The 14623-nt window shown below is 65.6% G+C and carries 12 protein-coding genes; 6 read left to right on the forward strand and 6 right to left on the reverse strand.

The features are described from left to right. Positions 1-4: 4 nt before the first annotated feature. On the reverse strand, positions 5-457 hold the full coding sequence (locus WMC41_RS14690) for a host attachment protein (protein ID WP_244767115.1): 453 nt from the start codon (positions 455-457) through the stop codon (positions 5-7). Between the two features lie 213 nt (positions 458-670). Here WMC41_RS14690 and WMC41_RS14695 point away from each other — a divergent pair, with 213 nt between their 5' ends. The 3 genes from WMC41_RS14695 to WMC41_RS14705 all read left to right on the forward strand — a co-directional run bounded on the left by WMC41_RS14695 (position 671) and on the right by WMC41_RS14705 (position 4879). Further along, positions 671-1771: a DNA alkylation repair protein gene (locus WMC41_RS14695; RefSeq protein ID WP_432344265.1), complete on the forward strand. Its 1101-nt coding sequence runs from the start codon at positions 671-673 to the stop codon at positions 1769-1771. A 356-nt stretch (positions 1772-2127) separates the two neighbouring features. Then, positions 2128-3558, forward strand: a complete 1431-nt coding sequence (locus tag WMC41_RS14700; protein WP_432344267.1) for a DEAD/DEAH box helicase — start codon at positions 2128-2130, stop codon at positions 3556-3558. Between the two features lie 394 nt (positions 3559-3952). After that, positions 3953-4879 (forward strand): IS110 family transposase, encoded by a 927-nt coding sequence (locus WMC41_RS14705; RefSeq protein ID WP_432344269.1) that lies wholly within the window; start codon positions 3953-3955, stop codon positions 4877-4879. 35 nt (positions 4880-4914) lie between these two features. Here the strand turns inward: WMC41_RS14705 and WMC41_RS14710 are convergent, their stop codons facing one another. After that, positions 4915-5799 (reverse strand): DMT family transporter, encoded by an 885-nt coding sequence (locus WMC41_RS14710; protein ID WP_432344271.1) that lies wholly within the window; start codon positions 5797-5799, stop codon positions 4915-4917. Positions 5800-6144: 345 nt separating this feature from the next. On the opposite strand from WMC41_RS14710, the gene WMC41_RS14715 reads away from it, so the two are divergent. Genes WMC41_RS14715 through WMC41_RS14725 form a run of 3 tightly spaced genes read left to right on the forward strand, consistent with a single transcriptional unit; the run spans position 6145 to position 9319 of the window. Continuing rightward, a complete protein-coding gene (locus WMC41_RS14715) occupies positions 6145-7539 on the forward strand; it encodes a circularly permuted type 2 ATP-grasp protein (protein WP_244767168.1) in 1395 nt (464 codons plus the stop codon). Positions 7540-7543: 4 nt separating this feature from the next. Continuing rightward, positions 7544-8485, forward strand: a complete 942-nt coding sequence (locus WMC41_RS14720) for an alpha-E domain-containing protein (RefSeq protein ID WP_432344274.1) — start codon at positions 7544-7546, stop codon at positions 8483-8485. 12 nt (positions 8486-8497) lie between these two features. Then, entirely contained in the window at positions 8498-9319 is an 822-nt protein-coding gene (locus WMC41_RS14725; RefSeq protein WP_272806147.1) for a transglutaminase family protein, read from the forward strand. 100 nt (positions 9320-9419) lie between these two features. Here WMC41_RS14725 and WMC41_RS14730 read toward each other — a convergent pair whose 3' ends face one another. From WMC41_RS14730 to araD1, 4 genes are all read right to left on the reverse strand, one after another. Further along, positions 9420-10121, reverse strand: coding sequence for a hypothetical protein (locus tag WMC41_RS14730; RefSeq protein WP_432344278.1), 702 nt, complete (start codon positions 10119-10121; stop codon positions 9420-9422). A gap of 198 nt (positions 10122-10319) precedes the next feature. Beyond that, the gene (gene araD, locus WMC41_RS14735) at positions 10320-12059 is read right to left on the reverse strand and encodes an L-arabinonate dehydratase (RefSeq protein ID WP_432344281.1); all 1740 of its coding nucleotides are present in this window, start codon (positions 12057-12059) and stop codon (positions 10320-10322) included. A gap of 53 nt (positions 12060-12112) precedes the next feature. Further along, positions 12113-13546, reverse strand: coding sequence for an aldehyde dehydrogenase family protein (locus tag WMC41_RS14740; RefSeq protein WP_432344284.1), 1434 nt, complete (start codon positions 13544-13546; stop codon positions 12113-12115). A gap of 48 nt (positions 13547-13594) precedes the next feature. Next, positions 13595-14590, reverse strand: a complete 996-nt coding sequence (araD1, locus tag WMC41_RS14745) for an AraD1 family protein (protein ID WP_432344287.1) — start codon at positions 14588-14590, stop codon at positions 13595-13597. Between the last annotated feature and the right edge of the window lie 33 nt (positions 14591-14623).

The raw sequence follows: 14623 nt of genomic DNA on the forward strand, positions 1-14623 counted from the left end.
GACCTCAGGCATCGAACATGATGGAGCGGACGGAGGAAATCAGCTTCTCCGTCGGCAGGTTGGAAAAGTTCTTGTCGATCTCGGCCATGGTCAGCGTGCGCGACTTGTCTGAGAGCTTGTTGCGCAGGTCGCCGAGCGTCTGCGGCGCGGCGCAGACCACGAGCCGGTCGAAGGCGCCTTCGGCGGCGTAGTCGTCGATGCGGCCGGCAACTTCCGCTGTGAACTTCAACTGTTCCTCCCGCACCGGATCGCTCGAATATTCCATGGCGGAACGGCCGGGACCGACCGAGGAATGGCTGCGGCCGGGCTTGTCGGCCATGATGTCCTGCGCCTTCTTCGGCTCCCAGCGAAAGACCTCCTGCTCCGGGCTCTGCTGGCCATCCTTCAACAGGTTCACCCCTTTGAGCAGGCGGGCCTGGTTGCCGTCAGCGGCGAGAATCCAAGTCGTAGCGGTCATGTTTCACTCCCGTAGCGAGGTTCATGGACAGGCAGACGAATCCGCCCTGCGCAACATCCAACAGGATTGTGGCAGGATGCGCGTTGATCCAACGCAACGGCCGGGCGCATGTTCCGGGTGGCATCGATAACGAACCTGTTGGAAAGCGGTGTCCGTCCCCTATCCCCGCGCCGCCATGGTTCGCTAGGGTACGGCAAAGGACAGGAGAACCCCGTGGCCGAACCGCTGAAGAACCTGCTGCATCCCGGACTGGTGAAGGAGATGGCGGAGCACGTCTCCCGCGCCGCGCCGGATTTCGACGCGGACCGCTTCACGCGGCTTGCCACGGACGGCATGGCGGCGCTGGAGCTGATGCAGCGCGCCGAACGGATCAAGGACGCGCTGGTACAGACGCTGCCCGCTGACTATGCGGCCGCTGCGAAGATCCTTCGAAGGGCACTGCCGCAGGAGGAGGGCCCGGGGCTTTCCGGCTGGGCCCTGCTGCCGGTCAACCAGTTCGTCGCGCAACAGGGCCTGCAGCATTTCGACCTGTCGCTCGCCCTGCTCAAGGCATTGACGCCGCATTTCACGGCGGAGTTCGGCATCCGCCGCTTCATCCACGCCGAGCAGGACCGGGCGCTTGCGGAAATCTCGGGCTGGACGGCCGATCCCGATCATCACGTCCGCCGGCTTACCAGCGAAGGCACCCGCCCGCGCCTGCCCTGGGCGATGCGCCTGCCGGCGCTGGTCAGGGACCCGGCACCGGTCCTGCCCATCCTTGTCTCCCTCCTCGACGATCCGGAAGACTATGTGCGCCGCTCCGTCGCCAACAGCCTCAACGACATCGCCAAGGACCATCCGGCCCTCGTCGTCGATTTCGTCGAGCGGCACATCGAGGGCGCCTCCGCCGAGCGCCGGCAGTTGCTGCGCCATGCCTCGCGCACGCTCCTGAAGAAGGGTGATGCGAAGGCGCTCGCCAATTTCGGCTTTGCGGCGGCCAGGGGCATCGGCGCGGCCCTCACCCTTGCTGCCCCCGCTATCGTCTTCGGCGACAAGCTCGGCTTTTCCATCGTGGTGACGAACGCGGATGCGGCGCCACAGCGGCTGATGATCGACTATGCGATCCACCATGTGAAGGCGAACGGCACGCTGGCGCCCAAGGTCTTCAAGTGGAAGCAGCTCGACCTGCCGGCCGGCGCCAGCCAGACGATCGGGAAGGATCATGCGATCCGGGCGATCACCACGCGGCGCTACTATCCCGGAAAACACCGCATCGAGATCCTGATCAACGGCACGGTTTGCGCCGCGGCCGACTTCGACCTGCACATGGCGTAGGGGCAACTCTTTTCGCATCTGCGAAAACTAAGGCTTGACTTTTCACCACAAAACAACGACATGAGCCGCAGCGTCGCCCTTCGGCCGCCGCGTGAGCGAGCCTGAGATTTCCCCGCAACGGGATACGAAGAAGGACAAGCGCAAGAGAACGATCCGCCTCCCATTTGCGGATGACTGCGCAGACGACTGCCAACCAACCCACAAGTTCCCAATTCACGCGGGGTTCTTGACGCCAGACGAAACCGGAAGCGCATGGTGCGGTTCCGGCCTGATGCAGTTCGAGCAAAAGCGTGACGCGATCTTGCGTCCGGAACTGCGGTCGGGACAGTCGCCTGGCGCCCCGAAAGGTATCAGACTTGACCACGTTCCACGACCTCGGCCTCTCGAAGACCATCGTCGCCACGCTCTCCGCCCTCGGCTTTGAAAAGGCAACGCCGATCCAGGAAAAGGCCATCCCGCTCGTCCTCGAAGGCAGCGACCTGATCGGCCTTGCCCAGACCGGCACCGGCAAGACGGCCGCCTTCGGCCTGCCGATGATCGAAAAGCTTCTCGCCGAGGCCCGTCGCCCCGACCCGCGCAACATCCGCGCCCTCATCCTCGCCCCGACCCGCGAACTGGTGAACCAGATCGCCGACAACCTGCGCGACTTCGTGAAGAAGACGCCGCTGCGCGTCGTCACCGTCGTCGGCGGCGCCTCCATCAACAAGCAGTCGGAAATGCTCTCGCGCGGCACCGACATCCTCGTCGCCACCCCCGGCCGCCTGCTCGACCTTGTCGCCCGCAAGGCCGTGACGCTGACGCAGGCCCGCTACCTCGTGCTCGACGAGGCCGACCAGATGCTCGACCTCGGCTTCATCCACGACCTGCGCAAGATCTCCAAGCTCGTGCCGAAGAACCGCCAGACGCTGCTCTTCTCGGCCACCATGCCCAAGCTGATCGCCGAGCTTGCCGGCGAATACCTCGTCAACCCGAAGAAGGTCGAGGTCACCCCGCCCGGCAAGGCTGCCGACAAGGTGGAGCAGTACGTGCACTTCGTGCCCGGCAAGGACCAGAAGACGCAAATCCTCAAGCAGACGCTCACCGCCAATCCGGATGGCCTGTCGCTCGTCTTCTCGCGCACCAAGCATGGTGCGGAAAAGCTGATGAAGCATCTCGACCATATCGGCTTCAAGGCCGCCTCCATCCACGGCAACAAGAGCCAGGGCCAGCGCGAGCGCGCCCTCAAGGCCTTCCGTGACGGCGAGATCCGCGTGCTGGTCGCCACCGACGTCGCCGCCCGCGGCATCGACATCCCGGGCGTCACCCACGTCTACAACTACGACCTGCCGGAAGTGCCGGACGCCTATGTCCACCGCATCGGCCGCACGGCGCGCAACGGCCGCGACGGCATCGCCATCGCCTTCTGCGCGCCGGACGAAGCGCATCTCCTGCGCGACATCGAGAAGCTGATGGGCATCAAAATCACGGTCGCCAGCGGCGAGGCCCCGGCCATCGTGACGGCCGGCCCCGGCGGCAAGTCGCGCAAGGGCCGCAACAATGGCGGCGGCCAGCGTTCCGGCAACGGCCGCGCTGCCCAGCGCCCGCAGCGCAAGCCCTTCGGCGATGGCACGCAGGCCGCCTCCGAGGGCGGCGCCCCGGCTGCCGGCAAGCGCGCCCATGGCGGCCGCCCACAGCAGAAGCAGGGCGAGCGCCAGAACCGCAACCACGGCGGCGGCAACGGCCAGGGCCGCCCGAACCACCACGGCAAGCAGCGCCGGCCGGAAGGCCAGCGCCGCGAGCAGGCGTAAGCAGGTTGAGCAGTAGATGAGCAAACGGCGGGCTTCGGCCCGCCGTTTTCGTTTGGGCCAACCATCGGCGTCGCGGGTGTCGCGTGGATCCTCGGCTCGCAGGCCGAGGATGACGGAGGGGAGGTGAGGCTGCCCGCCCGTCAAACCGTGCGGCATGCGGCTTCGTTGCCTTGAGCCTGCAAACCTCCCTTCTTTCGTCATCCTCGGCCTCCGAGCCGAGGATCCTGTGTGTTTGGTCTGATGTAAGATGGTTGCGGGAAGGAGGCCGAGAGGATCCAGGCCGCCGTTTGTGACGGCAGGCCGCGGCATGGCTTGGCCCCTTCCCGCTTCGCCCATCAACCTGAACAGTTGCACGGGGCTGTCGCCACAGACCCCGCACACAGGAGCAGGCGCCATGACGATACACCATACCTTCATCGGCTGCGACATCGGCAAGGACATGATCGACATCTTCGATCCGAAAACGGCCAGGTTCTGCCGCATCCCCAACGAGCAGACCGCGCTGTCCGCTTTTGCCCGTGGTCTCGACCCGGCCACCGACCTGGTCGTCTTCGAGGCGACAGGTCATTGCGACCGGCTGCTGCGCCTGTGTCTTTCGCAGGCCGGCATCGCCTTTGCCCGCGTCAACCCGAAGACGGCCCGGCGCTTTGCCGAAGCGCGGGGACGGCTGGCCAAGACCGACCGCATCGATGCCCGCTCGCTTTGCGAGATGGGAACCATGTTCGGCCTGACGGCCGAGGCGCCGCCTTGCCCGGTGCGCGAACGGCTGGCGGCCCTTGCCCGCCGCCGGGATCAGCTCGTCGATGCCCGTGCAACCGAGCGCCGGCATCTTTGCGATGCCTTCGATCCCGCCGTCCGCGCCGACATCGAGGCCATGATCGCCATCCTCGGCGAGAGGATCGCCTCGATTGAGGCTGCGATCGACGAGCAGATGAAGAATGGACATCTCGCTCAGCAGGCGCACCGCCTTACCTCCGCGCCCGGCGTGGGCAAGGTGACAGCCTTGACCCTGCTGGCCCATATGCCCGAACTCGGCAGCCTTTCGCCCAAAACAGCCGCAAGCCTTGCCGGCCTTGCTCCCTTCAATGACGATTCCGGCAGGAGATCCGGCCGCCGCCGCATCAAGGGCGGCAGGCCACGCGTGCGAAAGGCCCTCTACATGGCGGCCCTCGGCGCCATCAAGGCCTCAGCGCGCCTGCGCGCCTTCCATCAGGCCGTCTCAGCCAGAACAGGTTCCGCAAAGGCCGGCATCATCGCCGTCGCGCGAAAGCTCATCACGATCCTCAACGCAATGCAGCGCGACAAAACCAACTTCGCTTGAACACAGTTGCCACGCGACACCCGCCGACCGCCGCCTTATTCCGCCGGAGCGACATCCTTGCGGTTGGTGAGATAGACCCCGACAACGACGATCGCCGTGCCGAGGATCATCGGCACCGTCAATTCCTCGCCGAAGACGGCGGCGGCCTGGACGGCGGCGATCGGCGGCACGAGGTAGATGAGGGAGGCTGCGCGGGAGACCTGCCCGCGGCGGAGAAGGTAGAGCAGCAGCAGGACCGCCCCCATGGAGATGCCGAGCACCGACCAGGCGAGCAGCGCCACGAAAGCCAAGCCGAATTCGACGTGCAGGCTTTCCAGGCAGAGCGCGAAGGGCACGGTAACGATGAGCGCCCCGACATATTGCAGCGTCGCGATGGCCCGGATGTCGCCGGCCTGGAGATGCTGCTTCTGGTAGATCGTGCCGTAGGTGACGGCGGCCATGCCGAGCATGTTGACGACGATGGCGAAGGCCGGGATTGCCGCGGCCCCCTGGCCGAAGAATTTCGGCAGCACCGCCAGCAGCACGCCGAGGAAGCCGAGACAGAGGCCGGCCTTCTGCGTCGGGCTCAGCCGCTCGCCGATGAAGAAGGGCGCGGCCAGCGCCGTCATCAGCGGCTGGAGCGCCGCGATGATGGAGGAGAGCGCCGCCGGCACGCCCTCGCCGATCGCCCACCAAACCGCCCCGAGGTAGAGGCCGTGCAGGAAGGCGCCGGAGACGACGGCATGCGCGATCGTGCGCCGGTCGCGCGGCCAGGCGACGCCGGACGCAAGGCACAGGCCGGCGAACAGAATGGCGGCGGCGGCATAGCGGATGCTCAGAAACGTCAGCGGCTCGGAGACGATGGCGCCGAACTTCGCGACGACCCAGCCGGTCGACCAGAGCAGGACGAAGATGGCCGGAGCCAGGCGATCGAGGGACATGGGACTTCCGGCGAAAGGACAATCGGTGCGCGAGCGATAGGCGCCGCCTCCGCGATGGTCAAAGGAATTTCCTTGATGATTAGGTTCAACGAAAGATCGGGCGGAACGGCTTTTCGGCATCTGCCCATGTTTTCGGCAGAACCGGCCCCGGCGGCGTCCCGCGGTTCGGCACGGCGCGGGCAGCGGCATGTTTCCCTTGCAGAAAAACCGTCTTGCCGGCCGGTTTAGCCGCCTTCAAAGCGGTGTGAGAATTCTTTCCTGCTAATTGAGCATGGTTCTTGCATTGCCCGGGATGTTGTACTCAAATGGCGAGAAATGGGGAACACGCCTTTGGCATTTGATGAAATGATGAATGCGGACCAAGGTCCGCGGCAGCCATACGAAAACTACCATGACTGGTACGAAGGACAGGATCGGGCTCGCCTGATCGCCAAATCAAGGGACGCCGAGAACCTCTTTCGAAAGACCGGCATCACCTTCGCGGTCTACGGACACGAGGACAGTTCCGAGAAACTCATCCCCTTCGACATCATCCCCCGCATCATTTCCGGCCGAGAATGGCGCAGGCTCGCCCAGGGCATCGAACAGCGGGTCATCGCCCTCAACGCCTTCCTCGACGACATCTACCACAAGCAGGAGATCATCAAGGCCGGCCGCGTGCCGCGCGAACTGATCGAGCGCAACGAAGCCTTCCTGCCGCAGATGATCGGCTTCAAGCCGCCGGGCGGCGTCTATACCCACATCGTCGGCACCGATATCGTGCGCACCGGCGAAGACCAGTTCTACGTGCTTGAGGACAATGCCCGCACCCCGTCCGGCGTCAGCTACATGCTGGAGAACCGGGAAACCATGATGCAGATGTTCCCGGAGCTGTTCCACATCAACAAGGTGCGGCCGGTCGAGGACTATCCGAAGCTCCTGCGCCAGAGCCTCGCCTCGCTCGCCCCGCCCGGCTGTTCGGGCAAGCCGCGTGTCGCGGTGCTGACCCCCGGCATCTTCAACTCGGCCTATTACGAACACGCCTTCCTCGCCGACATGATGGGCGTGGAGCTGGTCGAGGGCTCGGACCTGCGCGTCGTCGACGGCAAGGTGAAGATGCGCACCACCCGCGGCTACGAGGCGATCGACGTGCTCTACCGCCGCGTCGACGACGATTTCCTCGATCCCCTCACCTTCCGGCCGGATTCCGCCCTTGGCATTCCCGGCATCATGGATGTCTACAAGGCCGGCAACATCACCATCGCCAACGCCCCCGGCACCGGCATTTCCGACGACAAGGCGATCTATTCCTACATGCCCGAGATCGTCGAGTTCTATACGGGCCGCAAGGCGATGCTCGAAAACGTGCCGACCTGGCGCTGCTCGGAAGAGGACAGCCTGAAATACGTGCTCGAGCACCTGAGCGAACTGGTGGTGAAGGAGGTGCATGGCTCGGGCGGCTACGGCATGCTCGTCGGCCCCACCGCCTCCAAGAAGGAGTGCGCGGCCTTCGCCGAAAAGCTGAAGGCCCGGCCGGCGAACTACATCGCCCAGCCGACGCTGTCGCTCTCCACAGTCCCGATCCTCGTCAACAAGGGCATCGCGCCCCGGCACGTCGATCTCCGGCCCTATGTGCTCGTTTCCGACAAGGTGCAGATCATTCCCGGCGGGCTCACCCGCGTGGCGCTGAAGGAAGGCTCGCTGGTGGTCAACTCCAGCCAGGGCGGCGGCACGAAGGACACCTGGGTACTGGAGGACTGAGCCGATGCTGGGACGAACTGCAAACGGCCTCTACTGGATGTTCCGCTATATCGAGCGGGGCGAGAACATCGCCCGCCTCATCGATGCGGGCCTGCGCATGGCGCTAACGCGCACCGGCTCCTCCGACGAGGACTGGGACGGCGTGCTGCAAAGCGCCGGCGTGCGCGAGGACTTCGACACCGTGCACGGCAAGCTGACGAGCACCGACGCGATCGACTACCTCCTGCGCGACCGCTCGAACCCGTCGAGCGTGATGTCCTGCATCGAATCGGCGCGCAACAACGCCCGCATGGTGCGCACGGCGCTGACCCGGGAGACCTGGGAAGCCACCAACGAGTGCTGGATCGAGTTCAAGGACATGCTCGCCAAGCGCATCCGCCCGGCGGAAATGCCCGAGGTGATCGACACGATCAAGCGGCGCACCGGCCTCATCCGCGGCGCCTTCCACGGCACCATGCTGCGCGACGACATCTACAACTTCTCGCGCATCGGCACCTTCATCGAGCGGGCGGACAACACCGCGCGTATCCTCGACGTCAAGTATTACGTGCTCCTGCCGGCGATCGCGAAGGTCGGCTCCTCGCTCGACAACATGCAATGGGAATCGATCCTGCGCTCGGTCTCCGCGCACCGCTCCTACAGCTGGGTCTATGACGGCGACTATTCCTCGACCAACATTTCCGACTTCCTGATCCTCAACGACCGCATGCCGCGCTCGCTCGCCTACAGCTACGACAAGATCGTCAGCAATCTCGGCTATCTTGCAAAGCTCTACGGCGACAACCACGCGGCGCACGAAACGGCCTCCGCCACGCTGATGCTGCTGAGAAGCCGCACCATCGACGACATCATGGAACAGGGGCTCCATGAGTTCATCGAGGAGTTCATCGTGCACAACAACCGCCTCGGAGAGGAAATCTCCGAAGGCTACCGCTTCTATCGATAGGGCTGGCGAGCGATGCGACTGAAGATCAGCCACACGACCGAATATCACTATGAAGATCCGGTGCAGTATTCCCTGCAGCGGCTTCGCCTGACGCCGAAGACGCAGCCGGGCCAGATCGTGCGCACGTGGGCGACCACCGTGCACGGCGCGCGGCTGGAGGCCGGCTATACCGATCACTTCGGCAATCATGTCGATCTCGTCAGCACCAATGCCGAGCAGGTGGCGATCCGCATCGTCGCGGAAGGCGAGGTGGAGACGGAAGACCGCGCCGGCGTCTTCGGACCGCACCAAGGCTTCGTGCCGCTCTGGCTCTATCTTCGCGAAACGCCGCTGACCAGGCCCGGCAAGCTGGTCCGCGACCTTGCCAAATCTGCCAGCGGCGAGAATGAGCTCGCGCACATGCATGCGCTGATGGCTGCCATCCACGAGACCGTCGCCTACAAGCCGGGCGAAACCGCCTCCGACACCACGGCCGAGCAGGCCCTGGAAAAGAAGCAGGGCGTCTGCCAGGACCACGCCCATGTCTTCCTTTCCGCCGCGCGCCATCTCGGCCTGCCGGCCCGCTATGTCTCGGGCTACCTGCTGATGGAAACGCCCGAGCAGACGGCAAGCCATGCCTGGGCGGAGGTGCACCTGCAGGGGCTCGGCTGGGTCGGCTTCGACGCGGCCAACAAGATCTGCCCGGATGCACGCTATGTGCGCCTGTCGACCGGCCTCGACTACAAGGACGCCGCTCCCGTTTCCGGCATGGTGCTCGGGCACTCGGCCGAAACGATGAGCGTCGCCATCACGGTGGCGCCCGCCGGACAGAGCCAGTCGCAGAGCCAGAGCTGACCGCCGGACTTGAATCAGGATGCGCAAAGCACGCCGTAAATCCCTGAATCGATTCACAGGCCCTTAAATCGAAATCGCTTTAAGGGCCTGTGCCGATGCTTTAACGCGCTGCCGTTTCGAGCAGGCGGCAGAGTTTCACCAGCGCCGCATCGTAACCATCGCTGGTGACGCCGCGGCAGCGCTTGATGAGCTGCATACGCTCGCCGCCGGAAAGCCGCGAGAATTCGCGCACGACGGTGCGGTCATCCGGATCGGTGCGCCACCGGTCGTCGTCGCCGGGCGTGCGCGGGTCGCGGCGATCCGGCCGGGTGAACGCGTCGTCGTCGCCGAGGCTGACATCGACATCCGCATCGACGAGGCCGCGCCCGCCCACCGTCGCACCGACCCCGGCCGCAAGACCGTCACGCCCGCCGACCGTTGCCCGGATATCCGCATCGGCAAGGCTGTCCGAGCCGCCGACATTGGCTTTGGCACGCGCGTTCACGCCGTCCCGCCCGCCGAGGCCCGCTTTCACATCTACATCGGCAAGCCCCCGGCTGCCGCCGACATTCGCCTTGGCATCGGCCTTGAGGCCGTCCCGGCCGCCGGCCCGCGCCCGGACATCCGCGTCGACGAGCCCCCTGCTGCCTCCGACCCGGGCATCGGCACCGGCCTTTATGCCGCCGACGCTGACACCGACGCCGAGCCCGAGGCCATCCCGCTTGCCGCGATCGGCCGCCTGCGCCGGCAGGGCAAGAACCGCCGCGATCAGCACACCGGCCGAGAGGCGGAGAAGCGATTTGCGATTTGACGTTCCAGACATGGGAACCTCCCTTTCCGTGACCGGCCCGGGAGTGGACCGGCCTTGCGAAACGAAGGTCGAACGACCGCGGGCAGTTCCGCGCGGATGCAACCGACGCGGTGCAAAGGGAAAGGAAACCTTGCGACAGGCGGGAAAACACGCCCAGGCGTGCCGAAATGAAACAAAGAGGGCGCGATCCGAGGACCGCGCCCGAAAAACTCAATGGCTGTCCTTGCCGACCGCGCTGCCGCGGCAGCCCTTGAGGAAATCGAGGTCGGCGCCGGTATCGGCACCCTGGACGTGCTGCTGGTGCAGCCAGGCATAACCGGAGGTGGGCAGGTCGTGGTTCGGCGTCCATGCGGCGAGCCGGCGCGCCAGTTCCTCCTCGGAAATGTCGAGATGCAGGCGCCGGTTCGGCACGTCGAGCTCGATCATGTCGCCGTTCCTGACGACCGCAAGCGGCCCGCCGACGGCCGCTTCCGGGGAGGTGTGCAGGACGACGGTGCCATAGGCCGTGCCCGACATGCGCGCGTCGGAGATGCGCACCATGTCGGTGATGCCCTTTTTCAGCACCTTCGGCGGCAGGCCCATATTGCCCACCTCGGCCATGCCCGGATAGCCCTTCGGCCCACAGTTCTTCATGACCATGACGCAGGTCTCGTCAATGTCGAGAGTGTCATCGTTGATCTTGGCCTTGTAGTCGTCGATGTCCTCGAACACGACCGCCCTGCCCCGGTGCGTCAGAAGATGCGGCGAGGCGGCCGAGGGTTTCAGCACCGCCCCCTTCGGCGCGAGATTGCCGCGCAGCACGACGATACCGCCCGATTGCGTCAGCGCCTTCTCCGCCGGCAGGATCACGTCCTCGTTCCAGTTGACGACGTCCTTGACCTCATCCCACATCGTCTCGCCCGATACCGTCAGCGCGTCCTTGTGCAGAAGGCCGGCCTCGCCGAGGCGCTTCAGCACCACCGGCAGGCCGCCGGCATAGAAGAACTCCTCCATCAGGTACTTGCCAGAGGGCATCAGGTTGACGACGGTCGGCACATCGCGGCCGCAGCGGTCCCAGTCGTCCAGCGTCAGGTCGACGCCGACCCGGCCGGCGATGGCGAGCAGATGGATCACCGCATTGGTCGAGCCGCCAATGGCCGCATTGGTGCGGATGGCGTTCTCGAAGGCGTCCTTCGTCAGGATGTCCGACGGCTTCAGGTCGTCCTTGACCATCTGGACGATGCGCCGGCCGGTAAGCTGCGCCATCACCCTGCGGCGGGAATCGACCGCCGGGATGGCGGCGTTGCCCGACAGCGCCATGCCCAGCGCCTCGGCCATGGAGGCCATGGTGGAGGCCGTGCCCATCGTGTTGCAGGTGCCCGACGAACGGCTCATCGACGCCTCGGCCTCGAGGAACTCGGCCTGCGTCATCTCGCCGGCCTTCACCATCTCGGAGAATTTCCACAGATGCGTGCCCGAGCCGACGCGCTCGCCGCGGAAATAACCGTTCAGCATGGGACCGCCGGTGACGACGATCGACGGCAGATCGACCGAGGCCGCGCCCATCAGGAGCGACGGCGTGGTCTTGTCGCAGCCGACCATCAGCACGCAGCCGTCCATCGGCTGGCCGCGGATCGCCTCCTCCACCGCGAGCGCGGCGAGGTTGCGGTACATCATCGCCGTGGGACGGAAGGTGTTTTCAGAGGCCGAGAACACCGGCACTTCGAGCGGGAAGCCGCCCGCCTCCCAGACGCCGGCCTTCACCTTCTCGGCGAGCTCGCGCAGGTGGCCGTTGCACGGCGTCATGTCCGACCAGGTGTTGAGGATGCCGATGACGGGACGCCCATCGAACAGGTCATGCGGGTAGCCCTGGTTCTTCATCCAGCCGCGATGGTAGATCACGTCGCGGCTGGTGCCGCCGTACCATTCCTGTGATCTCAGCCTGCGCGGCCATTCGGCTTTCTTCTTCATCTTTCCAGTCCTTGAAGGGGCCGTCCGGCACAGGGCACCGGCCGGCCTTTGTCTCACGCCAGGGTGTAGGCGGTCTTGACGGTTGTGTAGAATTCGCTGGCATAGCGGCCCTGCTCGCGCGGGCCATGGGACGAGCCCTTGCGCCCGCCGAAGGGCACGTGGAAATCGACGCCCGCCGTCGGCAGGTTGACCATGACCATGCCGGCCTCCGCATAGCGCTTGAAATGCGTGGCATGCTTGAGGCTGGTCGTGGCGATGCCGGAGGACAGGCCGAAGGGCGTGTCGTTGGCGACGGCGAGCGCTTCCTCATAGTCCTTGACGCGGATGACCGCGGCGACCGGGCCGAAGATCTCCTCGCGCGAAATGCGCATGTCGTTCGTCGCCTCGGTGAAGAGCGCCGGCGCGAGGTAGAAGCCGGGCGTGTCCCGCTTCAACAACTCGCCGCCGAAGGCGAGCCTTGCGCCTTCCTTTTGGCCGATCTCGATATAGTCCGTGTCCTGCTTGAGCTGGCTCTCGTCGACGACCGGGCCGATATGCGTGCCGGCCTTCAGGGCATCATCGACGACGACGCTCTTCAGGCGCTCGCCGACGGCGGCGACGAAACGGTCGTGGATGCCTTCCGTCACGATGACGCGCGAGGAGGCGGTGCAGCGCTGGCCGGTGGAGAAGAAGGCCGAGTTGACGGCGGCTTCCACGGCAACGGAAAGGTCCGCATCATCGAGCACGACGAACGGATTCTTTCCGCCCATCTCCAGCTGGTACTTGCGGTTATGCTCGACGGAGGCGAGCGCGACGCGTTTTCCGGTGCCGGTGGACCCCGTGAAGGTGATGGCGTTGACCTCGGGACTGTCGAGCATGGTCTGGCCGACGACGGAGCCCTTGCCCATGACGAGGTTGAGCACGCCCTTCGGCAGGCCGGCGCGCACGAGGATATCGACGATGGCCCAGGAACAGCCGGGCACCAGCTCGGCGGGCTTGAAGACGACCGTGTTGCCATAGGCGAGCGCCGGCGCGATCTTCCAGGCCGGGATGGCGATGGGGAAGTTCCAGGGCGTGATGATGCCGACGACGCCGACCTGCTCGCGAGTGATCTCGACGCCGATGTTCGGGCGCACCGAAGGCAACGTCTCGCCGGCAAGGCGCAAGGTTTCGCCCGCGAAGAAATCGAAGATCTGGCCGGCGCGTACCGTTTCGCCGATGCCTTCGGCCAGCGTCTTGCCCTCCTCGCGCGAGAGCAGCCGGCCGAGCTCGTCCTTGCGGGCCAAAATCTCGTCGGCGGTCTTCCTGAGGATGGCATGGCGCTCCAGGATGCCGGAGCGCGACCAGGCCGGAAACGCGGCCTTCGCCGCCGCGATCGCCGCCTTCGTGTCTTCGGCGGAGGCGCGGGCATATTCGCCCACCACGTCGTCCGTGTTCGACGGGTTGATGTTCCGGATCGCGTCCGAGCCGACCCATTCGCCGGCAATCAGGTTCTGGTGGAGCGTCATGGGCAAGGCCTCCTGTCTGTCCCGTCCCGCACGAAGGCGGCACATCCCTTACAATTGGCGGATTTCGATTTCTTCTTCCCTGGCAATCGCCAAGGGATTGCGCAGCGGCAGGCCGAAACCGTCGGCCCCGATCTCGAACATATCCCCCGCCTCGGTGCGGATGCCGTCGCCGAAGGAGAGCGTCGCCGTGCCGAACATATGAACATGGATATCGCCCGGGGCGCGGAACAGGCCGTATTTGAAATGGTGGTATTCGAGGTTGGCGAAGGTGTGGGACATGTTCGCCTCGCCGGAGACGAAGGGCTTTTCCCACAGAACCTTGCCGCCGCGGACAATGCGCGAGAAACCGCGGATATCGTCCGGCGCGGCGCCGACGCGGATCTCCGGTCCGAAGCTCGCCTGGCGAAGCTTCGAATGAGCGAGGTAGAGATAGTTGATGCGCTCTGTCACATGGTCGGAGAATTCGTTCGACACGGCAAAGCCGATGCGGAAGGGCGCGCCGTCGGCGGCGATGACATAGATACCGGCCATTTCCGGCTCCTCGCCGCCATCGAGCGCGAAGGAGGGCGAGGTAAGCCGGCTACCCGGCGCCACCGCCTGCGTGCCGTTGCCCTTGTAGAACCATTCCGGCTGCACGCCCTTTTCGCCGGGCTTCGGCTTGCCGTTTTCAAGGCCCATGCGGAACATCTTCATGGAATCGGTCAGGGTCTCCTCGGCCGCCTCCGCCGTCTTCTTGTGCATGGAATCGCGCGTGGCCGCGGAGCCGAGATGGGTGAGGCCCGTACCGGTCAGGTGGAGATGGGCGGCGTCCGGATGGGTGATCGGCGAGAGCAACCGGCCCGCGGCATAGGCCGCCTCCAGATCGACGGCCTCGCCGAGGCCCTTCGCGTCGATGACGGCCTTCAGGGACTGCCCGCTGTTGGCGGCTTCCATGGCGAGCGCGTAGACGCTGTCCGCCCCCTTCACCGCGCGGCCCTCGCCCCCATCCTCGCGCACGACCACCGTGATCGAGCCGTCGGCATTTGCGACCTGTGACATCAGCATTTTCGTTTCCTTCCTGAAGCCTGGACCCGGCCA

This window comes from Shinella yambaruensis, assembly GCF_050859155.1.
In the GTDB taxonomy this organism is placed as follows: Bacteria; Pseudomonadota; Alphaproteobacteria; order Rhizobiales; family Rhizobiaceae; genus Shinella; species Shinella yambaruensis.